General features: G+C 39.0%; 18 protein-coding genes, 3 tRNA genes and 1 CRISPR repeat array. Of the genes, 15 read left to right on the plus strand and 6 right to left on the minus strand.

Annotated elements, in window-relative coordinates; genetic code table 11:
* Window positions 1–143: 143 nt before the first annotated feature.
* The 4 genes from JWR87_RS08945 to JWR87_RS08960 all read right to left on the minus strand — a co-directional run bounded on the left by JWR87_RS08945 (window position 144) and on the right by JWR87_RS08960 (window position 2,158).
* On the minus strand, window positions 144–599 hold the full coding sequence (locus JWR87_RS08945; RefSeq protein ID WP_297818525.1) for a hypothetical protein: 456 nt from the start codon (window positions 597–599) through the stop codon (window positions 144–146).
* A gap of 77 nt (window positions 600–676) precedes the next feature.
* On the minus strand, window positions 677–1,141 hold the full coding sequence (locus JWR87_RS08950) for a hypothetical protein (RefSeq protein ID WP_297818528.1): 465 nt from the start codon (window positions 1,139–1,141) through the stop codon (window positions 677–679).
* A 515-nt stretch (window positions 1,142–1,656) separates the two neighbouring features.
* Window positions 1,657–1,938 (minus strand): hypothetical protein, encoded by a 282-nt coding sequence (locus tag JWR87_RS08955; RefSeq protein ID WP_297818531.1) that lies wholly within the window; start codon window positions 1,936–1,938, stop codon window positions 1,657–1,659.
* 148 nt (window positions 1,939–2,086) lie between these two features.
* Window positions 2,087–2,158 (minus strand) — tRNA-Glu (locus JWR87_RS08960).
* Between the two features lie 237 nt (window positions 2,159–2,395).
* Between JWR87_RS08960 and gap the strand changes: the two genes are divergently transcribed.
* The 11 genes from gap to JWR87_RS09015 all read left to right on the plus strand — a co-directional run bounded on the left by gap (window position 2,396) and on the right by JWR87_RS09015 (window position 14,454).
* Entirely contained in the window at window positions 2,396–3,409 is a 1,014-nt protein-coding gene (gap, locus tag JWR87_RS08965; RefSeq protein ID WP_297818534.1) for a type I glyceraldehyde-3-phosphate dehydrogenase, read from the plus strand.
* A 460-nt stretch (window positions 3,410–3,869) separates the two neighbouring features.
* Window positions 3,870–5,066, plus strand: coding sequence for a phosphoglycerate kinase (locus JWR87_RS08970; RefSeq protein WP_366090402.1), 1,197 nt, complete (start codon window positions 3,870–3,872; stop codon window positions 5,064–5,066).
* Window positions 5,067–5,164: 98 nt separating this feature from the next.
* Window positions 5,165–5,752, plus strand: a complete 588-nt coding sequence (locus JWR87_RS08975) for a LemA family protein (protein ID WP_297818540.1) — start codon at window positions 5,165–5,167, stop codon at window positions 5,750–5,752.
* Between the two features lie 20 nt (window positions 5,753–5,772).
* The gene (locus tag JWR87_RS08980) at window positions 5,773–6,231 is read left to right on the plus strand and encodes a TPM domain-containing protein (protein ID WP_297818543.1); all 459 of its coding nucleotides are present in this window, start codon (window positions 5,773–5,775) and stop codon (window positions 6,229–6,231) included.
* 42 nt (window positions 6,232–6,273) lie between these two features.
* On the plus strand, window positions 6,274–7,065 hold the full coding sequence (locus tag JWR87_RS08985; RefSeq protein WP_297818546.1) for a TPM domain-containing protein: 792 nt from the start codon (window positions 6,274–6,276) through the stop codon (window positions 7,063–7,065).
* A gap of 182 nt (window positions 7,066–7,247) precedes the next feature.
* The gene (locus JWR87_RS08990; protein WP_297818549.1) at window positions 7,248–8,525 is read left to right on the plus strand and encodes a serine hydrolase domain-containing protein; all 1,278 of its coding nucleotides are present in this window, start codon (window positions 7,248–7,250) and stop codon (window positions 8,523–8,525) included.
* A gap of 382 nt (window positions 8,526–8,907) precedes the next feature.
* On the plus strand, window positions 8,908–10,137 hold the full coding sequence (locus JWR87_RS08995) for a DUF4476 domain-containing protein (protein ID WP_297818551.1): 1,230 nt from the start codon (window positions 8,908–8,910) through the stop codon (window positions 10,135–10,137).
* A 31-nt stretch (window positions 10,138–10,168) separates the two neighbouring features.
* Complete coding sequence (truA, locus tag JWR87_RS09000; protein WP_297818554.1) at window positions 10,169–10,921, plus strand: tRNA pseudouridine(38-40) synthase TruA; 753 nt, start codon at window positions 10,169–10,171, stop codon at window positions 10,919–10,921.
* Window positions 10,922–11,052: 131 nt separating this feature from the next.
* Window positions 11,053–11,550, plus strand: a complete 498-nt coding sequence (locus JWR87_RS09005) for a DUF4442 domain-containing protein (RefSeq protein ID WP_297818557.1) — start codon at window positions 11,053–11,055, stop codon at window positions 11,548–11,550.
* 27 nt (window positions 11,551–11,577) lie between these two features.
* Entirely contained in the window at window positions 11,578–12,981 is a 1,404-nt protein-coding gene (locus JWR87_RS09010; RefSeq protein WP_297818560.1) for an MBL fold metallo-hydrolase, read from the plus strand.
* Window positions 12,982–13,053: 72 nt separating this feature from the next.
* Window positions 13,054–14,454: an MBL fold metallo-hydrolase gene (locus JWR87_RS09015; protein ID WP_297818563.1), complete on the plus strand. Its 1,401-nt coding sequence runs from the start codon at window positions 13,054–13,056 to the stop codon at window positions 14,452–14,454.
* A gap of 413 nt (window positions 14,455–14,867) precedes the next feature.
* Here JWR87_RS09015 and JWR87_RS09020 read toward each other — a convergent pair whose 3' ends face one another.
* Together JWR87_RS09020 and JWR87_RS09025 are read right to left on the minus strand one after the other, a co-directional pair.
* Window positions 14,868–16,457 carry an FAD-dependent protein gene (locus JWR87_RS09020; RefSeq protein WP_297818566.1) on the minus strand — a complete coding sequence of 530 codons (1,590 nt, stop codon included), beginning with the start codon at window positions 16,455–16,457 and terminating at the stop codon, window positions 14,868–14,870.
* 412 nt (window positions 16,458–16,869) lie between these two features.
* On the minus strand, window positions 16,870–17,244 hold the full coding sequence (locus JWR87_RS09025) for a DUF3127 domain-containing protein (RefSeq protein ID WP_297818568.1): 375 nt from the start codon (window positions 17,242–17,244) through the stop codon (window positions 16,870–16,872).
* A 1,105-nt stretch (window positions 17,245–18,349) separates the two neighbouring features.
* Between JWR87_RS09025 and dnaA the strand changes: the two genes are divergently transcribed.
* The 4 genes from dnaA (at window position 18,350) to JWR87_RS09045 (ending at window position 20,286) form a co-directional block, all read left to right on the plus strand.
* Window positions 18,350–19,783: a chromosomal replication initiator protein DnaA gene (dnaA, locus tag JWR87_RS09030; RefSeq protein ID WP_297818571.1), complete on the plus strand. Its 1,434-nt coding sequence runs from the start codon at window positions 18,350–18,352 to the stop codon at window positions 19,781–19,783.
* Window positions 19,784–20,013: 230 nt separating this feature from the next.
* Window positions 20,014–20,139: a hypothetical protein gene (locus JWR87_RS09035; protein ID WP_297818575.1), complete on the plus strand. Its 126-nt coding sequence runs from the start codon at window positions 20,014–20,016 to the stop codon at window positions 20,137–20,139.
* Window positions 20,101–20,189, plus strand: a tRNA-Ser gene (locus tag JWR87_RS09040). Before JWR87_RS09035 ends, JWR87_RS09040 begins: the two co-directional genes overlap by 39 nt.
* 22 nt (window positions 20,190–20,211) lie before the next feature.
* A tRNA-Pro gene (locus JWR87_RS09045) sits at window positions 20,212–20,286 on the plus strand.
* A 170-nt stretch (window positions 20,287–20,456) separates the two neighbouring features.
* Window positions 20,457–21,075: a CRISPR direct-repeat array (repeat unit 34 nt; unit sequence GTTTCAATCCTTCTTATTCTGGATGGTGGTCAGT).
* Window position 21,076: the final 1 nt, after the last annotated feature.

Below are 21,076 nucleotides of genomic sequence, written 5' to 3' on the forward strand. Positions count from 1 at the left end.
TATTGGAGACCACAAAGAATGATGATGAATTGATCTTGTTGTGAGGCAGATTAAAAAAGGCTACAAACGATTATAAGTTTATAAGACGAAAAGAAGCTTTAACAATACCTCATTATTTCTTCTTGTTCAATAACACTCAATTTTTATTTAACTCCAAACAACCCTATTTGTAATGAAACTATTTTTCCACTTGCCGCGGCCGAGATAGTCCATGGTGAACTGCGAAAATGTTTGATTACGCCTAACGCCGGTCTTATACCTGTATTGGGATGAGATGCAATTTTATTATCCGATCCTGCAATATGATAACCTGCTCCGCCATACACTTGCCAGGTACTAAAGAAGTGGCCTACCCTTGCCTCAGCAATACTTGGTGTCTCTAAGTTTTTAGTATTACCTAAGAGAATGATGTTTAATGATAAATGATTATTGGTCTTTAATATTGCGCCGATAGAAAGTGTTCCTATTACAGATTGCTTGGTCGAATATCCTCCGCTTAAGCCCATTGCGACTCCTGATGAGGCATTACGCGTATTATAGGACTGCGACATAGCTGCAAAACTTAGTAGTATAAAAAATGAGACTGATAAAAATTTCATATTCTAAAGTATAACTTGGTAAGTCGAAAAGTAACATGGATTTTATTAGAATATGGGACGAGCGAAACAGTAGCACTTTAATAAGGAAGAGGATTGTCTCCAGGATATTTTGGCTTAAAAATTAAACCATAAACAAGAGAATGACCCGCTTGTCGAACTGCATTATAAGCCAATACCTTTAAAACAACGTGCCCAAATTTTTTGTTTTCATCAGAAGGCATAAAAGCCACAGCCATTCCGTTAAATTGATGTGTCACCATATTGGAAAGATGGGGACCATCAGTTGTAAATGCGAGAAATGAAGTACTGCCAAAGTAAGCCGGGCCCTGCCTCATATCATTATTTTTATACTTATTACTCCAACTGTTTTTACCATTCCAAAATTTGCCGTAGCCATCCATCCTATACATGGAAGCATCTCTTAATCCATCAGAACTACCGGCTAAAAATGTACAAATCAAAGAAGGCAAATAGTCCTTAATTTTTTGCCCATAAGATACCGATGAAAATGCCAAAAGCATTAAGAGCATTAACTTTTTCATTAAGATATTTAAACTGGTTATTTTACGTTTTCGGGTGGAAATGAATAAAGGAGATTATTCGATAGAAAGGCCATCCACTTTTTGATAGTGTAACTAAAATGGATACTCTGTATTGGATTGTAACTGTTGAATCTATAATTAAGATCGGTTTGTCATCATTTAGGTTGCAGAGGCATTCACATTTCTAATCGTATTATGCATATAACAGCTTAATACACTTGTTATAGATAGTTGCGCCAGGAAACTTGTTTAAGAGCTAACGAAGCAGGTGTAGTTGGTTTACCAAGGCTGGAGGCGGGCTGGAGCCCTAGTCGTAATTTCTTCTAATCGGTTGTTGATTTATAAAGAAGAAAAATATCATCATTAATTATGATACAATAGGTAGATATGAGCGGTGGCTATACCCATAGTAGCACTAAACGTTGAATGGTTTTCAACAATCTCTGCCGGTTATTTGATTCTCAGAAGAAGGATCAGGTAGCTAAAAGGGTACATCACCAATATCTGTGGAAGTATTATGACTTTATTTCCACCATTTCCTTTTCCTTTTCCTTCTCCTTCACTAAGCTTACCTCTCTTGACAAAGCCTCTTTAAATCTGCTTGGTCTAAATGAATACTCCTGACCGTTGGGATGGCTAGGGTTAGGTAGTTCATAAAACACGTATCCTTTCTTTCCGTCAATAAGACTAACTACTTCTTCTTTAAGTGTATATTTTTCTCCTTTTACAGGTAGACTTTCAAATGATTGTTTTTGCTGAGTAGTAAAAACATCGTTGATACATAAAAACTCATTCATTGTGTAACTATTGTGTTTGTGCTGCAAGCGCAAGGCTTTAAAGTGGCAGCTAAATACTAAAGAAAACTAGTTTTTTAGTATTTACAGACATTAATAAATACTAAAAAAGCCTTAAGAACCTGGTTGGTCTCTTAAGGCTTAGTGTTTGTAGAGCGTACGGGAATCGAACCCGTGATTCCTCCGTGAAAGGGAGGTGTCTTAACCCCTTGACCAACGCTCCATTTTTTGTAATTGGAGTGCAAAAATAGGAGCGGCAAGCGTTACAGCCAAAACTTTTTTAAAAACTTTTTTAAAAATTCCTATCCACTTAAATTTTAGATACATAAAGATTTGATGTACAAGTGTGCGACGCAACAAAAGCCGGGGGTGGAACAAATATTGATACAAAAAATATCATTATTAATCCCGCCATTCCTTGTAATTTCGCAGAGTTTTTTAAAATAGAAAAATTAAAAATATGAGTACAATTAAAGTTGCTATTAACGGTTTTGGACGTATTGGCCGTTTGGTTTTCCGCCAAATTTATAATATGGAAGGCATCGATGTTGTAGCCATCAACGACCTTACCAGTCCTAAAGTATTGGCTCACCTGCTGAAATATGACAGTGCGCAAGGCCGCTTCACTGGTGAAGTTACCAGCACTGAAAACTCTATAGTTGTAAATGGCGAAGAAGTAAAAATATATGCACAAAAAGATCCTGCTCAAATTCCATGGGGAGAGCATGGTGTAGATGTTGTGATCGAAAGCACTGGTTTCTTTACTGATAAAGCGAAAGCTGAAGCACATTTAACTGCAGGTGCAAAGCGCGTCGTTATTTCCGCTCCCGCAACTGGCGATCTTAAAACGGTCGTTTTCAATGTAAACCACCAGATCCTTGATGGTAGCGAAACGATTATTAGCTGTGCTTCTTGTACAACGAATTGCCTTGCACCAATGGCCAAAGTATTAAACGATACATTTGGTATTGCAGGCGGTATCATGACCACTATCCACGCTTATACTAACGACCAGAATACGCTTGATGCTCCACATCCAAAAGGAGACCTTCGTCGGGCAAGGGCTGCTGCTCAAAACATCGTTCCTAACAGCACTGGTGCTGCCAAGGCTATTGGCGTTGTTTTGCCAGAGTTAAAGGGTAAGTTAGATGGTAGTGCCCAGCGTGTGCCGGTTATCACTGGTTCGTTGACTGAGCTTGTTTCAATGTTAAATAAGCCTGTAACCATCGAAGAAGTAAATGCTGCAATGAAAGCAGGAAGTAACGAAAGCTTTGGTTACACTGAAGATGAAATTGTGAGCAGCGATGTTATAGGTAGTTCTTATGGCTCTCTATTTGATGCTACCCAAACCAAAGTAATGAACATGGGCGACAAGCAACTTGTAAAAACCGTAAGCTGGTACGACAACGAAATGAGCTATGTTAGCCAGTTAGTTCGTACTGTTAAGTTCTTTGCAGGTTTAATTAATAAATAGTTTTCTGTGGGGACAAGCATTTGTAATACTATCCAACATCGTTGTGTCACTCCCTTCAACTAATAGTTCTTCAATGACCGCAGCTCAGTTGGGCTGCGGTTTTTTGTTTCTAGATTGGTGTATCATCAAAGTGTTCGGTTTTTTAACAGAAATAGGCTGTTTTATAGTTATAAACAATTTGCAACGATCGTCCATTCTTTAGGTTTAAATGGTTGGAGCGAAGTAGTTTGCATGGCCGTTACTTTGCGTTTGATAATGACTATGGAGAGCATGGGTTTGATAACTGCGACTTGAGGGACACAGTTATTGATCCTAACGGTTTTAAAAAGTACAAGAACCTCGCGTCACTACGATGAACAAAAAAATGTTTAGGACAGATGTATGCAAGGAACCAAAAAATGACATAGAAGATCTTGAACAACGAATAGAAAAAATATTAAGAAATAAAACAAATTCAATAATGAGCATTTTTCAAAATCATAATTTCTCCGGCCAAAAGGCCTTAATAAGAGTAGACTTTAACGTGCCACTTAACGACAAGTTTGAAATAACAGACGATAACAGGATGCGTGCGGCAGTACCTACCATCAAAAAGATTTTAGCTGATGGCGGTAGTGTTATTCTGATGAGTCATTTAGGTAGGCCGAAAGAAGGACCGACAGACAAATATTCTTTAAAACATTTAATACCTCACCTGGTAAAATTATTAGACGGAGCAACCGTTTTATTTGCAAACGATTGTATAGGCGAGGAAGCACAAAAAAAGGCTGTAGGCATGGAGCCTGGAGAAGTTTTGCTACTTGAAAACCTTCGTTTTTACAAGCAGGAGGAAAAAGGCGACGAAGTATTTGCTGAAAAGCTTAGCAAGCTAGGCGATGTTTATATTAACGACGCTTTCGGTACTGCACACCGCGCACACGCTTCAACGGCGATCATCGCTAAGTTTTTCCCCGGCGATAAAAAGATGTTTGGTTTATTAATGGAAAACGAAGTGGAAAGTGCTGAGAAGGTTCTGCATAAAAGCGAACGCCCTTTCACTGCCATTCTGGGTGGCGCAAAAGTGAGCGACAAAATTCTGATTATAGAAAACTTACTTGAAAGAGCTAATAACATCATCATTGGTGGGGGTATGGCATATACGTTCTTAAAAGCCCAGGGAAAAGAAATTGGAAGCAGTCTATGTGAAGAAGATAAACTTGACCTCGCTAATGAGTTACTGGTAAAAGCAAAAGCAAAAGGTGTAGCGTTTCACTTACCGCAAGACAGCGTTGTAGCCGACAAATTTGATGCGAATGCAAATACGAAAATGCTGAGCAACGATAACATCGAAAAAGGCTGGATGGGATTGGACATAGGTGAGCAGGCAGTAAAAGATTTTGGACAGGTTATTCTGGCAAGCAAAACGATTTTATGGAACGGCCCTATGGGTGTTTTTGAAATGGAGAAGTTCAAGAACGGCACCAGGTCAGTAGCTGATTATATAGTTGAGGCAACTTCTAAAGGAGCCTTTTCACTGGTTGGTGGCGGTGACAGTGTTGCAGCTGTAAACCAGTTCGGACTTGCAGATAAAGTAAGTTATGTAAGCACCGGCGGCGGCGCAATGCTTGAATATTTTGAAGGAAAAGAATTGCCTGGTATTGCTGCAATAAAACAATAAGACACAACGTCAGTTTTTGCGGGTGGCCGATAATTTGCAATACCTTGGGCGGTTATAAATCAGTAACTTAAAATTTAAGTGTAAAAACAATTCAAACAATGACAAAGAATCTCACATTAATAATTATTCTTGCCGTTATCCTTATTTTAGGTGGTTGTGGTTGTGGAAGTTATAACGGACTAGTGCAACAAGATGAATCAGTTAAGAATTCATGGAACAAGGTGCAAAGTGATTACCAGCGTCGGGCAGACCTTATCCCAAACCTCGTAAACACGGTTAAAGGTGAAGCAAGTTTCGAACGTGGTACGCTAACAGATGTAATTAATGCCAGGGCATCTGCCACACAAATAAAAGTAGATCCTGCTGATCTTACGCCTGAAAAAATGCAACAGTTTCAAGCTGCCCAAGGACAACTATCACAAGCCTTAGGAAGGTTATTGGCGGTATCGGAAGCCTACCCTAACCTACGAGCAAATGATGCGTTCAGAGGTTTACAGGCACAGTTAGAAGGAACAGAAAACAGGATTAAAACTTCGCGTAACGACTTCAACGACGCGGTTCAAACCTATAACACTAAGGTCCGTTCTTTCCCTACAAACATATTTGCAGGAATGATGGGCTTTAAACAAAGACAAGGTTTTGCAGCAGAAGCTGGCGCTGAAAGAGTTCCGGAAGTGAAATTTTAAATCCTACAATTTTCAGTAACGTGTCATTGTTTCCATCGTCAAAAAAAAGAGAATTTTTCACTCCTGATCAGCAGCAATTGATGGTAAAAGCCATACAAGAAGCTGAAACAAACACCAGTGGTGAAGTAAGGCTGTTTGTTGAAAGTAAATGCAAATATGTTGATCCGGTAGATAGGGCTAAAGAAATATTTTTTAGCCTTAAAATGGAGCAGACTAAAGACAGAAATGCCGTGCTCCTTTATATGGCAATAAATGATCGACAACTTGCACTATTTGCAGATGAAGGCATCTATCAAAGACTTGGAGCAAACTATTGGAACGAGGAGGTTAGAAAGATAATCAGGTCATTTACAAAAGATGACTATACCGGCGGCATTTGCGCCGTAATTAATGATATTGGCGAAGCGTTAAAAAGCGAGTTCCCGTATGAACGTAGCGATAAAAATGAGTTGCCGGATGAAATAATTTTTGGAAATTAAAATAGTCCCGCAATTGCGGGATTATTTTTTCTTATTAAATACATGAAGCGTTTTTTATTTACAATACTATTTCTTTTACAGGTTCTCTTTGCTATCTCACAAACGATTCCTGCACGCCCAAACCCACCCAGGTTAGTTAATGATTATACACAAACTCTAACTGCGGATCAGCAACACACGCTAGAGCAAAAGTTAGTGGCGTATGACGATAGCACAAGCAACCAGGTTGTAATAGTAATAGTTCCAACACTCAACGACTATGCCCCTGTTGATTATGCTACCAAGCTGGGAAGAGAGTGGGGAGTAGGTAATAAGAAAACGAATAACGGCGTTGTTCTTTTAATAGCAAAAAATGACCGTACCATCTTTATTGCTCCTGGTTATGGTTTAGAGGGGGCCTTGCCCGATATAACATGCAAATCAATTATTGAAGATGTTATTAAACCAAACTTCAAGCAGGAGGATTTTTATCGGGGTATAGATGTTGGAACTACGGCAATTTTCAAAGCAGCCGCTGGTGAATATAAAGCGCCTGCAGGTTATAGAGCTAAAAAAAGCCCAGGGGGAGGCGGAAGTATTATTGGAGTTATCATTATCATCGTCATCGTATTGATGCTGATAGGGAGAGGTGGCGGACGTGGCGGCGGAGGTGGCATGTTTAGCCGGCGCGGCTATGGTGGTTTTGTTGAAGGTGCCATTTTAGGAAGCTTGCTTAATAGTGGCGGAAGAGGCGGCGGCGATTGGGGCGGCGGCGGAGGAGACTCGGGAGGAGGCGGATTTGGTGGATTTGGAGGAGGAAGTTTCGGTGGCGGCGGTTCCGGAGGAAGCTGGTAAAAATTATATAGGTATAAGCTTAATGCAGGTAAGAAATTACCTGCATTTTTATTTTTAACCATGTTTACCTTATATGTTTCCGTAGCACAATTACTTTTATGGGTAGAAGTTGAGACCCTTAAAATGGCAAGCAGTTTATAAATACATTTGACAGTATCTTTCAAGTAAATAACGCAAGCCGAATGAAACGACCTTCTTCAATTTTTGCAGCTCTTTTAGGTTTATTTTTTGTATTCCCCTCGCTACACGCCCAGGTGATTCAGACAATAAATAAGCAAAATTCTTCCATCAATTATAATCGTTTAAATAGAATTGATACCCTGCTGAATGACTACATCAACAAAACCTATTTAACCGGGGCTGTAACATTGGTAATAAAAGATAACCAGTTAGTTCAATATAAAGGTTATGGTTATGCGGATGCAGAAACGAAAAGCCCAATGAAGAATGATGCTATTTTTCGCATCATGAGCCAAACAAAAGCAATTACAAGTGTTGCAGTTATGATTCTTTACGAGCAGGGGAAATTACTGCTCGATCAACCGATTGCTGACTTTATTCCTGAATTTCGAAATCCCGTTGTAATTGATAAATACAATAGTGCCGATACAACTTACACTACAGTTCCTGCCAAAAGAAATATTACATTTCGCGATTTACTTACACATAGCTCAGGTATTGATTATGCAGATATAGGATCGCCAAGAGGAAATGCCATTTATGCAAAAGCAGGTATTCCCTCGGGCTTGGGATACTTCAACGCAGACCTTCTTGCAAAAATGAAAGTACTTGGTAAGCAGCCGCTTCAATTTCAACCCGGCGAAAAATGGCAGTACGGCTTAAATACTGACCTTCTTGGTTGCCTCGTAGAAATTATTAGTGGTACTAACCTCGAAAATTTTTTCCAAAACAATATCTTCGGGCCATTAGGAATGAAGGATACCTATTTCAATCTTCCTCAATCAAAAGCCAATCGCCTTGCCTCCGTGTACACCGAAGACTCCCTGCACCGGATAATTAAATGGAGTCAGACATTCAGGCGAATTGACCCCAATTATCCATTAATGGATAAAAAATATTTTTCCGGGGGTGCTGGCTTATCTTCTACAGCTCTTGATTATGCCGTGTTTATGCAGATGCTTCTTAATGGCGGCATTTATAACAAACACAGAATTTTATCCCCAAAATCGGTGGAAATGATGACCAGTCCTCAACTTGATTTTCTGTATAACAATAGCGATAATTTTGGTTTAGGCTTCGGACTTACTTCAGCTAAGTCTGCGGGTCGAAATGCGCGAAGTGAAGGTTCTTTTGCCTGGGGCGGTTATTATGGAACTACTTATTGGGCTGATCCGAAAAAAGGTCTTGTTTGCCTTATTATGACACAGCATACGCCAAATTCACATGGCGATATTGCAGCAAAATTTGAAGCCTTAGTATATGCAAGTCTTAATAAATAAATTGTGAGCATAATTAGTTAACCGGCTGTAGAAGTTATAAAGCGGCAGTCTTGCGACGCTCCATTCAATCTACAAATCTTTGTGCATCGTTTACCCGAAATTAATATCATAATTAGTTCTCGCAAATAACACTTCAATAAATCCTTTAAGCTAGGGGTGAGTTTCATAGCGGAACAAGAAGCCCACATTTCGAACCCCATATTAAATTCTTGCAAGCTTGTAAAAGAATTTCTAATCCTATACAGCACAAATCTTCAAGCACTGTTTTTGCTATAGATGCAAAAGGCGAGGTATTAAATTGAAGTTATAGGATAAAAACAACGTTTTTCTATAGCTTTGTTTAAAATAAGCCCTGTTAAACCGCTTATTCAATTAAATCTAAATGAAGTACTTCTTAAGTATATTTCTTCTTTCTTTCTGCCTAAGCAGTCTTTCTGCGCAAGAAAGACATTTTGTCTTTATTCAGTCCGACGCTAAACAACCTTTCTATGTATCTCTTAATGGCAAGCTATACAGTTCAACTGCCAGTGGCTACCTTATCATTCCAAAGCTTGCCGATGGTAACTACAATCTTACTGTAGGTTTTGCTCAAAATGCGTTTCCTGAGCAGACTTTCAATATTGCCATTCAAAACAAAGACCTTGGTTTCGATCTGAAGAACTTTAACGAAAAAGGTTGGGGGTTATTTAATTTACAATCTCTTGATATTACAATGGCTTCTGCGGGTACCTCAAATGTTGTTTCGCAGGCATTAACTGCAAGTGCAAAAGCCCCTCCGGCGGTTATTTCATTTGAAAAGAAAAAAGATACAACGCCAGTAGCAAGCAAACCTCCTACTGTTACCCCGGTTGACAATGTTACAAAAGAGGAAGAAGTAAAAAAGGCAATAGCAAAAACCGATAATCCTCCGGTTAATGCAGCACCTACTACTGATGTTGCACCAACTATAACCTCACCAGCTAAACCAGACGAACCAATTGCAAAGTCAGAAAGGCCTGGTGACGTAAAAAAAGTTTCAGAAGTTACAGGCGAAGAAGGAGTGCATTTATCTTATGTAGAGGGAACTGGTAAAACAAGAGATACAATCAATGTAATCATCCCATCCTCACCTGCATCACCAAGTACTCCTAACTCATCCTCTGCAAACCCAAACACTACTAAAAGTGATGTAGAAACAACCAATCAAGCTAATTCTTCCTCTTCAGCCGGCACAGCTAAAAGCAACGATGTAAAGTTTTTAGATATTAATATGTCAGCCAAAAACGATACTAGTCAATCAGTAAAAATACCAGCAGACGACAGGCGCATATTAGAGAATAGTAATTGCAAAAACATTGCTACAGACGATGATTATGCAAAGCTTAGAAAAAAAATGGCCTCTGAAACTTCTGATGATAAAATGATTATTGAAGCCAGGAAGGTTTATCGCAATAAGTGCTTTACCACCAGCCAGATTAAGAGACTTTCTACGCTATTTCTTTCAGACGAAGCACGGTTTAAGTTTTTTGACGTCTCTTTTGTTTCTGTAGCCGATGCAGCCCAGTATTATACTTTACAAAACGAGTTTATTGATCCTGCTTTTGTTAATCGCTTTAAAAGCTTACTTCAATAGAATTATGCTTCTCGTAATGTAACAATAGCTCATGCGATACTTTGTAGAGGTAAGTTATAAGGGAACAAGGTATGCAGGCTTCCAGGTGCAGCAGAATGGAGATACTATTCAAGGGCAGGTAGAGAAGGCACTTACCATAGTTTGTCGTTTTCCGGTCACCCTAACAGGTTCTTCGCGTACTGATGCCGGTGTTCATGCACTTCAAAACTACTTTCATTTCGACATCGAAAAGCAGTTTGATCCTTCATTGATTTATAACATAAATGCGTTGTTACCCTTAGACATTGTTGTAAAATCTATTATACCTGTTCCACCTGATGCTCATTCAAGGTTTTTAGCTACATCCCGAAAATACAAATACCATATAACCACTACTAAAAACCCTTTCTTAACTGAGGCTGCCTGGTATTATCCTTTTTCTGTTGACTTTGCGCTTTTGAACCAGGCGGCAAACTTGTTATATCGATACACAGACTATACCTCTTTTTCAAAAAGAAATACGCAGGTTTTAACGAAAGAATGCACAATCATTAAAAGTGAGTGGATTTTAAGCAATTGTAATCTTGAATATACTGTTGAAGCAAATCGGTTTCTTCGTGGTATGGTTCGCGGTCTGGTAGGAACTATGTTATTGGTAGGTAGAAAAAAAATTTCGTTAGAAGAATTTGCAGAAATCATTCAGGTAAAAGATTGTACGCGGGCAAATTTTGCTACCCCTGCCCATGGTCTTTTTCTTGTAGCGGTTCGGTACCCCTTTCTTCCAGCCAGTAACGATAATATATGAACTAAAAACCGGCCATATTAAGGATGCAGTTATTAAATCGCCTTTTGTAAGTAGTTAAACAGGAGTTATCCGTTTTGCGAGGGCGACTTCAAAAACACGTAATACTGCAGTAACTTTATACGCATCAATTAATGACTTTGAATCCCAATTTCAGCGCCTTTCAAAAACAACTTGCAACTCCTTTTGCTTTTAGAATGTTTTTATTTTCAAAACTTCCTGCTGCATTTTTTGCCGGTTTGCAATTAATGAAGCTAGCTCCACACGAAGCTGCTATTGGGGTTCGGTACAAGTGGTTCAATAAAAATCCTTTCGGCTCATTATACTTTGCAGTGCTCGCTATGGCTGCGGAGGCAAGTACTGGAATTTTGTGTATGTCTGCCTTATATAAGAGAAAGCCGTCGGTTAGTATGTTGATTGTAAAAATTGAAGGAAACTTTTTTAAGAAAGCTGTTGGCAAAATAGTTTTTACATGCTCCAATGGATTGGAGGTACAACAGGCTGTAGAGGATGCCATAACCTCTACCGAAAGCACATCCGTGGTTTGCGAGACGGTAGGAAAGAATGAGGCTGGCGAAAGTGTAGCCCGGTTCTTTTGTACCTGGAGTTTCAAATCAAGAAGCGGGGCTTAATATTTTATCTTTTCTACAAATTTATTTATGCAACTATCTTTTCACGGCGCTGCCCGATCTGTTACTGGGTCCAAACACTTGCTTACTTTAAAAAACGGTAAAAGGCTTTTGTTGGATTGCGGATTATTCCAGGGGATGGGGCGGCAAACGGATGAACTAAACAGCACCTTTGGCTTTAGCGCAAAAGATGTAACCTATCTTGTTTTGTCTCATGCCCACATCGATCACTCGGGGCTCATACCCAAACTGTATAGTGAAGGTTTTCGGGGATCTGTCTTTTGTACCCCTGCAACAAAAGACTTGTGCCAAATTCTATTGATGGACAGCGCCGAGATACAACAGTCGGATACAAAGTACATTAATAAGAAAAGAACAAAGTTAGGTCTGCCACTTTTTAAACCCATGTATTCAATTGAAGATGCAAAACGTTGCCTTGAATTGTTTACTACTGCGGAGCATGGAAAATGGTTTAGGATAGATAATGATATAAAAGTATTGTTTACAGATGCAGGTCATATAATAGGTAGTGCAGCGGTAAGCCTTCAGATTATGGAAGAAGAAGAAACTACACACATCACGTTTAGCGGGGATGTAGGAAGATATAACGACGCCATTTTAAAAGCGCCGGAAGAAGTTCCACAGGCCGATTATATTATAATGGAAAGTACTTATGGAAATAGGCTACATAAAGAGGTTAAGAACACGCCCGACAGTTTCTTAAGCTGGATTGAAAAGACTTGCATTGAGAAAAAAGGGAAGCTTATTATTCCCGCATTTAGTGTTGGCAGAACCCAGGAGTTGCTGTATGCGTTAAACAAGTTAGACAATGAAAACAGGCTTCCTGCAATAAAATTTTTTGTTGACAGTCCTTTAAGCAGGGAGGCTACAGACGTTATAAGAAAACATCCTGAAAACTTTAATAAAGAACTGCAAGCTGTGTTACTTCACGATAAAGATCCCTTTGATTTCAAAGGATTAAATTATATTAAAACGGCAGAAGAAAGTAAGCAGATTAACTCCTACAACCACCCCTGTGTTATAATAAGTTCGAGCGGAATGGCTGAAGCAGGCAGAGTGAAACACCACATTAAAAACAATATTGAGGATGAAAAAAATACAATATTAATGGTTGGCTATGCATCCCCATACTCATTAGCAGGAAAGCTGTTGAATGGCGCAAAAAGGGTAAACATCTACGGTGATGATTATGTTGTTAATGCAGAAGTAGGCAGCATGTCTGGTATAAGTGCCCATGGCGATTACGAAGATTTATTTCAATTTTTATCAGGTCAAGATACAGAAAAGGTGAAAAAAATATTTCTTGTACATGGGGAATATGATGTACAAACAGCCTTTGCTAAAAGGCTGCAGGAAAAAGGATTTGAAGTCGAAATTCCGGGTATGAATTATGCACTTGATCTTACCACTTAGAAAATCAGCTGTGAATGATTAAGCATCGTTTTGCATCTGAAATTTAAAATCCTTCTAGAGTAATAAATAATTATGAAGTTATCTTTTCATGGGGCAGCAAGAACGGTGACAGGTTCAAAACATCTACTAACACTTGACAACGAAAAGAAATATTTATTGGATTGTGGAATGTTCCAGGGTATGGGAAATGAGACAGAAGCTTTAAATAGCGAGTTTGGCTTCGATCCGAAAGAAGTAAATTTTTTGTTTTTATCTCATGCACATATTGACCACACAGGCCTAATTCCTAAGTTGGTAAAAGAAGGCTTTGAAGGCAAAATATTTTGTACTCCCGCAACAAAAGATCTGACAGAAATATTACTGGCAGACAGCGCAGAAATACAAAAGCATGATGCGGATTTTACCAATAGAAAAAGCAGTGCGGCAATAGATGAGGTTACGCCATTATATGAAATAGAAGACGTGGCTAAATCAATGCAATTATTTGAAACGTTAGAATACAACGAATGGCTGAAGGTAGATGACCACGTTGAGATCATGTACACAAATGCAGGACACTTAATTGGAAGCGCCGCTATTAACTTAAGAATAACTGAAAACGGAAAGACGACAACTCTTACTTTTAGCGGCGATGTAGGCAGGTATAGAAGCGCCCTGCTACAACCGCCGGCCGAATTTCCTGAAGCAGATTATATCATTCTCGAAAGTACTTACGGCGATAAAACGCACGATATTGCAGCAAACACAATCGATAACCTGTACCGCTGGATAAAGAAGACCTGTGTTGACAGAGGCGGTAAATTAGTTATCCCAGCCTTTAGCGTAGGGCGAACCCAGGAAATTTTATATTCTTTAAACCAATTGGAACTGGAGCATCGTCTACCGGAATTGAACTATTTTGTTGATAGCCCTTTAAGTGAAAAAGCCACCGCAGTAATAAAAAGCTATACCAGCGAATACAATGAGCGTCTTCAAAATATTTTAAAGATCGATGAAGATCCTTTTCATTTCAAAGGGTTGAAACATGTTGAGACAGTTGAAGAAAGCAGGCAACTTACAGAGCATAAAGAGCCATGTGTAATTATCTCATCAAGCGGTACTGCAGATGCAGGTCGTGTAAAGCACCATATATTTAGTTGTGTTGATGAAGAGCCAAATACCATTTTGATGTCAGGCTATTGCTCAACCGCTTCGTTAGGAGGACGGTTGCTAAATGGAGCAAGAAAGGTTGAAATATTTGGTGATAGCTGTAATGTATTAGCTGAAGTGGGCCAAATGAAGAGCCTTAGCGCGCATGGAGACCAGGATGACCTGGCTAGATTTATCGGCTGCCAGGATAGTGAAAAAGTTAAAAAAATATTTTTAGTGCATGGTGAATATTTGGTACAGCAAGAATTAGCAGCAAGGCTAAACAGGAAGGGGTTTGAAAAAATCGAAATGCCTTCTATGCACCAGGAATTCGTCCTTGAGTAAAAACCGCTGCATATATTGCTATTTATAATTGTTAGAGCACCTCGCCGTTTACTGTAAGATGGCTCAGGCTTTACGTAGTACTTACGCTTATTCTCTGTAAGAAGTAAAGCCGCTACTATTAGTGCGGCATTTCTCCGTAACTACATATTTCGCTTTAACCGCCTCTCGAATTTCTACTACGCCTACCCGCGTAAATACCCCACCGCCTTATCGGTTTTACGAACACCTAAAACGAGTATTTATGCTTGTAGTTTGCCTTCATTGACTAACTACCTTTAACCTGTTTAAGGATATGTTTAAATGTTTCTGAAATTCAATATCCTATAGAAAAATAAATTGTGTAAACAATAACAGCTGCTGCATTTTTGTGGCGGCTTTTTTATGCCTGACTTCCAACATAGACGTCTAAAATACTATCGTGTTGCAATCATTATGGCGACTCTTTCGCCGTCCATAGCTGCACTTACAATTCCACCTGCATAGCCCGCACCTTCTCCACATGGATATAAGTTTTTAATTTGAGGATGCTGTAACGTGCCACTGTTACGGGGAATGCGAACCGGCGAAGAGGTTCGGCTTTCTGTAGCTACCACCACCGCTTCATTAGTCAGGTAGCCCCTCATCTTCTTGCCAAACGCTTTAAAAGCTTCCTGCAAGCTGGTGTGTATAAAAGCAGGTAAAACGCCAGTAAGGTCAGTACTATTTACACCAGGTAAATAACTGCAGATGGGTAAAGAACCAGAAACCTTGTCATTACAAAAGTCAGCCATTCGTTGAGCAGGTGCAACAAAGCGTCCTCCACCTGCCATATATGCTTTCTGCTCTACCATTTCCTGAAAAAACATCATACTTAAAGGCGAATTATCCTCCATCTCTTTATCCTTCATATACGCTTTGAAATCTTCCGATTTCTCGAAATCCTTGTTCTCTACCGTCACTACCATTCCGCTGTTGGCGAACGGGTTGTTTCGTTTACTAGGGCTCCAACCATTTACAACTAGCTCACCCCCGGTTGTTGATGCCGGAGCTATAATTCCGCCGGGACACATACAAAAACTAAACACGCCTTTATTTTCCACCTGCTGTACCAGCGAATACGAAGCAGGAGGTAAAAAGTCGCCCCTGTTTATACAGTGATACTGTATATTATCAATTATACTTTGAGGATGCTCAATGCGAACGCCCAGTGCAAAAGGCTTTGCTTCTATTAAAATCTTTTTCCGATGCAGCAATTTAAAAATGTCTCTTGCCGAATGGCCGGTTGCCAGTATCACGGCATCTGCTTCAAACTGGTCTCCATCAGCAGTTATCACACCATTTATGGTATTTTCTTCTATAATAAAATCTGATACCTTTTTATCAAACAGAAATATACCTCCACAATGAGTAATACATTCTCTCATTGCAGTTATAATTTGCGGAAGTTTGTTAGTACCAATATGCGGATGTGCCTCAACTACGATTTGCTCTTCTGCCCCAAATTGAACAAACAGGCTTAAAATGCGATTTATATCCCCGCGCTTATTGCTCCTTGTATAAAGCTTTCCATCGCTATACGTTCCTGCGCCACCCTCTCCAAAGCAATAGTTGCTGTCGGGGTCTACCACCCCTTCTTTATTCAACACTGCCAAATCACGCCTTCTGGCTCTTACGTCTTTACCTCTTTCTAAAATGATTGGTTGTATACCCTCCTCTATCAGTTTAAGTGCAGCAAATAACCCGGTAGGACCGGCACCAACTATAATTACTTTTCTACGGGCTTTACTTACATCATGAAAGGTAACTGTTGATAATGCTCTCTCCACAAAAGGCTCATTAATGAAAGCCTGAATCGTAAGGTTAATGTAAATGTGCTTACCTCTTGCATCAATAGATTTTTTAAGAAGGTGAAAGCCCGTTATTTCATTTGCTTTTTTACCGGCGCTATTGGCTATGTACTCTTTTATAATATTGACGTCGGCTGCTTCTGAGGGAAGCAACTTTAGTACTATTTTTTGTTGCATAATGCGGTTAGGTATTTATCCTAAAAATTTGGCAATTCTAAAAACGTTCTAATTAATCTTTTTAATACCAGCATTTGTTTTTCAAGTATCATCGTTGCGTCGCAATCACTTCGTCTGCAAGCCGACAATCATCTTTAGCTTTCATTCTCAATTCACTCAACCATGCCAGACAGCTTTAATGCAAAGAGAACATCTCCCCTTCCAACATGGATGAATACAAGTAAATACAGTACAAGAGTGCGACGCAACAGTGATTAAACGGAGGACTAATGTTGGACCCAGAAACTTGACATTCTATCCCTCGCCAACCCGACCTACATCCTAATAATCCTGGTTCTAAAGGAATAATCGGGTGCCAAATACAGCTACCTTTCCATTTCTCACAATTCATTCACTCCTGTCAATGCGGGTTCTAAAACGGAAGGTCATCTACATTGTCAGAAGGTGGTATATCGTTATAATTCACCTCGCCATTGCTCGCATTATTCTGGCTGAGTTTTAAACTTTCCATTCTCCAGGCATCCAGGTTAGTGATGTAATTTGTTCTGCCGTCTTTCTCCCATTTTGTACCCTTTAAATTAAACTGCACTTTCACCTCGTCACCTATATTAAATTTATCAGGCATTGCTGTTTTATCTTGTACACATTGAAACTTTACAAAATTTGTAAAACTTCTTCCATTTGTATCTTCCGTTTTTTCAATCACAAATTCTCTCGTTTTAAAGCTTTCGCTACGTTGAACAATATCAAATCGAACAATGAGTTTGCCAGTAATCTCGTATGACATTTTTAATTATTATTTCCGCAAAAGTATCATTTAAAAACATTGTTGAACGTAAAAGCGCAGAATTAGCTGCCGTATTTTTGGGGATAAAGTTTTGAGATAGTTTATTATGAAAAGTAGTTTTTAAGTTCTACCTTTTCCTTCCTCTTAAAAGCGGATTCAGTAAGAAATGGGTTATTGAAAATCGTTAGTTAAGTGAGCATTGCTTAACTAAAATATTTACTCATTATTTCGTGCCATACAACTGTTGATACTTTTTTTAAGTCATATACGCTGAGGAGTAAATGTATATTACGGTTAATAGGAAATGTTTGTAATAAGGCAAGACGCCTTGTTAAATAGCAGGACAATTTTCCCGCCTTTGACATTACCATCTAAGTATTTACGAAAACTTCGGTTCATCTATCCATCTATCCATTGAAAGGTTTAAATAAGCAAAAACAGCTTCGTTTAAAAAATACTTTTATGTGACTCGTAAAGGCATAAGAAGCATAAAAGTGAGGAAGAATATGTACTCGTGCCAAAATGTTTAACAGTCTTAAGTTGAATACTCTCTTCGATATTTTTGTTGCAATTAATTTTACTCGTAACACTACAGTGTTAAAACAACGGCTAATTAAGGTAGGGTTATAAGTATTGGTAATGAAGGAGAAAAAGAATTTTATTTTTACTGTTTGAACATCTTCAATCTTCTATCTGCTCGAAAAAAAATTGTAGAATTTTTAAAAATGATAAGCTGCACAGTCTGTATTTTATTTGGTACTGGAATTGAACTGCAAGGATGAGTTTACAGGGACGTGGATAATAAAAATCAACGTTAATAGTAAGCGAAAGAACCGGATAAAATAACCAAATTATCTCACATTTACTGATATTAATTTTTCCGGAAAACGATTAAAACAATACAAAAAAAAATATTCTTTTATGAAACGTAATACTGTCGCGGAAAAGGTAAAAAGAACCATTTTAAAAATTTTTTTTTAAAATATAAAGTTTGATATTCGCCGTCCCGCCAAACTTTTTTATTCACACTTGTGGAGAATTATTTGGAGAGGTTTCAAGGTTCTAACATTCCTAACTTAATTATAAAAAAACTATAGTGATACATATGGCCAAAACTGCCGATATAGTTTGGAGTAATTGTTTAAAAATTATTAAAGACATAGTTGAATGGCAACATTATAAGACCTGGTTCGAGCCTATAAAACCAGTTGAATTAAAAGATTATGTATTGCTTATCCAGGTGCCTAGCCAGTTTTTTTACGAATATCTCGAAGAACATTATGTAAACCTTTTAGCCAAAACCCTTAAGAGGGAATTAGGCAAAGATGCCCGATTGGAATACAGAATAATGGTGGATAGCGGTAATAGTAGCAATAAACCACTAACCATGGATATACCTGCTAATAACATAAAGACTTACAGTAACAACGAAATGGATTTCCCCCTGGTTATTAATAACCCGGTTAAAAATCCGTTTGTTATTCCAGGTCTTAAGAAAATGCAGATTGATCCGCAGTTAAACCCTATTTATACTTTCGATTCTTTTATAGAGGGAGACTGCAACCGGGTAGCACGTCGTGCAGGTAAAACAGTTGCTGAGAAACCGGGAGCAAATTCATTTAATCCATTAGTCGTATACGGTGGTGTAGGTTTGGGTAAAACCCACCTGGGACAAGCAATTGGCAACGAAGTAAAGAGGCTGCACCCAAGCAAAGTTGTACTATATGTAAGCTCAGAAAAGTTCATAAACCAGTTCCAGGATCATAGCCGCAATAATGCTATAAATGATTTCATTCATTTTTATCAATTGATAGATGTGTTGATCATCGACGATGTGCAGTTTTTCAACCGCGCAGAAAGAAGCCAGGATGCGTTCTTCGCCATTTTCAACCACCTACATCAGTCAGGCAAACAACTTGTCTTATCGTCGGACAAGCCACCAAAGGATTTGGATGGTTTGCAAGAAAGACTGCTCAGCCGTTTTCGATGGGGTCTAAGCGCCGATCTTCAGATGCCTGATTATGATACGCGCATAGAAATACTGGATAAGAAGATGAAAAACGATGGTCTTGACATGCCTCGTGAAGTTGTAAAATATGTTTCATATAACATTAACAGCAACATTCGCGAGCTTGAGGGAGCACTAATTTCATTACTAGCCCAATCGTCATTAAACAAGAGAGAAATTGATCTTGAACTAGCTAAAAAAGTTTTAAGAAATTTCGTAAAAACAAGCAGCAAAGAAATTACGATCGATACCATTCAAAAAATGGTTTGCGAGTTTTTTGATGTGCCTTATGATAAGCTATTGCAAAAGACCCGCAAACGCGAAATTGTTCAAGCCCGCCAAATAACTATGTTCCTGGCAAAAGCTTTCACTAAAAATTCTCTTAAGACTATAGGTGAACACTTTGGCGGACGCGATCATACCACTGTCATTCATAGTTGCCAAACAGTAAAAGACTTAATGGATACCGATAGCCTTTTTCGGGAAAACGTAATGGAATTACAACAAAAGGTACAACTGGCAGCAATGTGATAAAAGTGCTGAATATAAAATATTAACCCAGGCTTTTGGCCTGGGTTTTTTGTTACAAGCAGCAGAATAACTATCAAGCATCGTTGCCTCGCAATTCGTTCGTCCGCATGTGCTTATTCAACATTTGACCTTGTACCGTCAAATTGTTGAAACCTTCCAAAAAATCGTTCTTGTAGCCGAATTACCAGGTCCTTTTTCAGACTGAGCACCTAATAATTTTAAAAAATTTCATGAGTGCTAAAAAAAGTTTCTCTCTATTTTTGAATGTAACGGCAAATACCCTTATTTTTGCCACCCCTTTAAAAAAGGAAGGGTTTGGTGAGGTGCCTGAGTGGCCGAAAGGAACGGTTTGCTAAACCGTCGTACGGGTTAAACTGTACCGAGGGTTCGAATCCCTCCCTCACCGCTTCCTCACCGGTTATAGGTTTCGGGGCGTAGCGTAGCCCGGTTATCGCGCCTGCTTTGGGAGCAGGAGGTCGCAAGTTCGAATCTTGCCGCCCCGACTAAGTAGTGGCCTCAGAAAATTCTGGGGCCATTTTTTATTTGTACACGGTTTACAAAAAATTTTCTTCATTAATTAGCTTTTCTTTTTAAAAAACGAGAAACTAAACTAGGCTGGTTTTATTTGAAGTAGAATTGAGGGTTGAACAAAGTAAAAAGCTTTAAGCTAGCAAGTTTCAATGGTTCTTATATCGATGGTGCTCATTGAACCGTTCAGTATTTATGATCTTACCGCTTAACCTAAGTTTCAATCCTTCTTATTCTGGATGGTGGTCAGTGAGTATCGGTTACCATCCCATTCGGCAACAAGGTTGACGTTTCAATCCTTCTTATTCTGGATGGTGGTCAGTGAGCAAAAAGGGGATCCGCACCCGGCAGAGTACCTTATGAGTTTCAATCCTTCTTATTCTGGATGGTGGTCAGTGAGATGGCTGTCCTCTCGCCCTCACTCTGAGCTTTGCTGTTTCAATCCTTCTTATTCTGGATGGTGGTCAGTGAGTATTTTCCATAATCTTTAATTATTTCGGTGATTTTTTGTTTCAATCCTTCTTATTCTGGATGGTGGTCAGTGAGGTTTTTCCGTGAAATTTCTATTTCAAGTTTGACGGTATGTTTCAATCCTTCTTATTCTGGATGGTGGTCAGTGAGTTTTCTCAAATGGCGCCATTAAGTCGTTCCACTGAACGTTTCAATCCTTCTTATTCTGGATGGTGGTCAGTGAGAGCACGGCCCTCGGTGGGTAAAACTGCTTTCGCTTGTTTCAATCCTTCTTATTCTGGATGTTGGTCAGTG

The organism is Segetibacter sp. (assembly GCF_025963695.1).
In the GTDB taxonomy this organism is placed as follows: domain Bacteria; phylum Bacteroidota; class Bacteroidia; order Chitinophagales; family Chitinophagaceae; genus Segetibacter.

What these genes read in the sequence shown, in the direction of transcription:
- JWR87_RS09025 (WP_297818568.1), bottom strand. Translation starts at nt 17,244, where the DNA reads ATGTCATACGAGATTACTGGCAAACTCATTGTTCGATTTGATATTGTT.
- JWR87_RS09035 (WP_297818575.1), top strand. Translation starts at nt 20,014, where the DNA reads ATGAGTGCTAAAAAAAGTTTCTCTCTATTTTTGAATGTAACGGCAAAT.
- JWR87_RS08950 (WP_297818528.1), bottom strand. Translation starts at nt 1,141, where the DNA reads ATGAAAAAGTTAATGCTCTTAATGCTTTTGGCATTTTCATCGGTATCT.
- JWR87_RS08990 (WP_297818549.1), top strand. Translation starts at nt 7,248, where the DNA reads ATGAAACGACCTTCTTCAATTTTTGCAGCTCTTTTAGGTTTATTTTTT.
- truA (WP_297818554.1), top strand. Translation starts at nt 10,169, where the DNA reads ATGCGATACTTTGTAGAGGTAAGTTATAAGGGAACAAGGTATGCAGGC.
- JWR87_RS08970 (WP_366090402.1), top strand. Translation starts at nt 3,870, where the DNA reads ATGAGCATTTTTCAAAATCATAATTTCTCCGGCCAAAAGGCCTTAATA.
- JWR87_RS08975 (WP_297818540.1), top strand. Translation starts at nt 5,165, where the DNA reads ATGACAAAGAATCTCACATTAATAATTATTCTTGCCGTTATCCTTATT.
- JWR87_RS09010 (WP_297818560.1), top strand. Translation starts at nt 11,578, where the DNA reads ATGCAACTATCTTTTCACGGCGCTGCCCGATCTGTTACTGGGTCCAAA.
- dnaA (WP_297818571.1), top strand. Translation starts at nt 18,350, where the DNA reads ATGGCCAAAACTGCCGATATAGTTTGGAGTAATTGTTTAAAAATTATT.
- gap (WP_297818534.1), top strand. Translation starts at nt 2,396, where the DNA reads ATGAGTACAATTAAAGTTGCTATTAACGGTTTTGGACGTATTGGCCGT.
- JWR87_RS09020 (WP_297818566.1), bottom strand. Translation starts at nt 16,457, where the DNA reads ATGCAACAAAAAATAGTACTAAAGTTGCTTCCCTCAGAAGCAGCCGAC.
- JWR87_RS08945 (WP_297818525.1), bottom strand. Translation starts at nt 599, where the DNA reads ATGAAATTTTTATCAGTCTCATTTTTTATACTACTAAGTTTTGCAGCT.
- JWR87_RS08955 (WP_297818531.1), bottom strand. Translation starts at nt 1,938, where the DNA reads ATGAATGAGTTTTTATGTATCAACGATGTTTTTACTACTCAGCAAAAA.
- JWR87_RS08995 (WP_297818551.1), top strand. Translation starts at nt 8,908, where the DNA reads ATGAAGTACTTCTTAAGTATATTTCTTCTTTCTTTCTGCCTAAGCAGT.
- JWR87_RS09015 (WP_297818563.1), top strand. Translation starts at nt 13,054, where the DNA reads ATGAAGTTATCTTTTCATGGGGCAGCAAGAACGGTGACAGGTTCAAAA.
- JWR87_RS09005 (WP_297818557.1), top strand. Translation starts at nt 11,053, where the DNA reads ATGACTTTGAATCCCAATTTCAGCGCCTTTCAAAAACAACTTGCAACT.
- JWR87_RS08985 (WP_297818546.1), top strand. Translation starts at nt 6,274, where the DNA reads ATGAAGCGTTTTTTATTTACAATACTATTTCTTTTACAGGTTCTCTTT.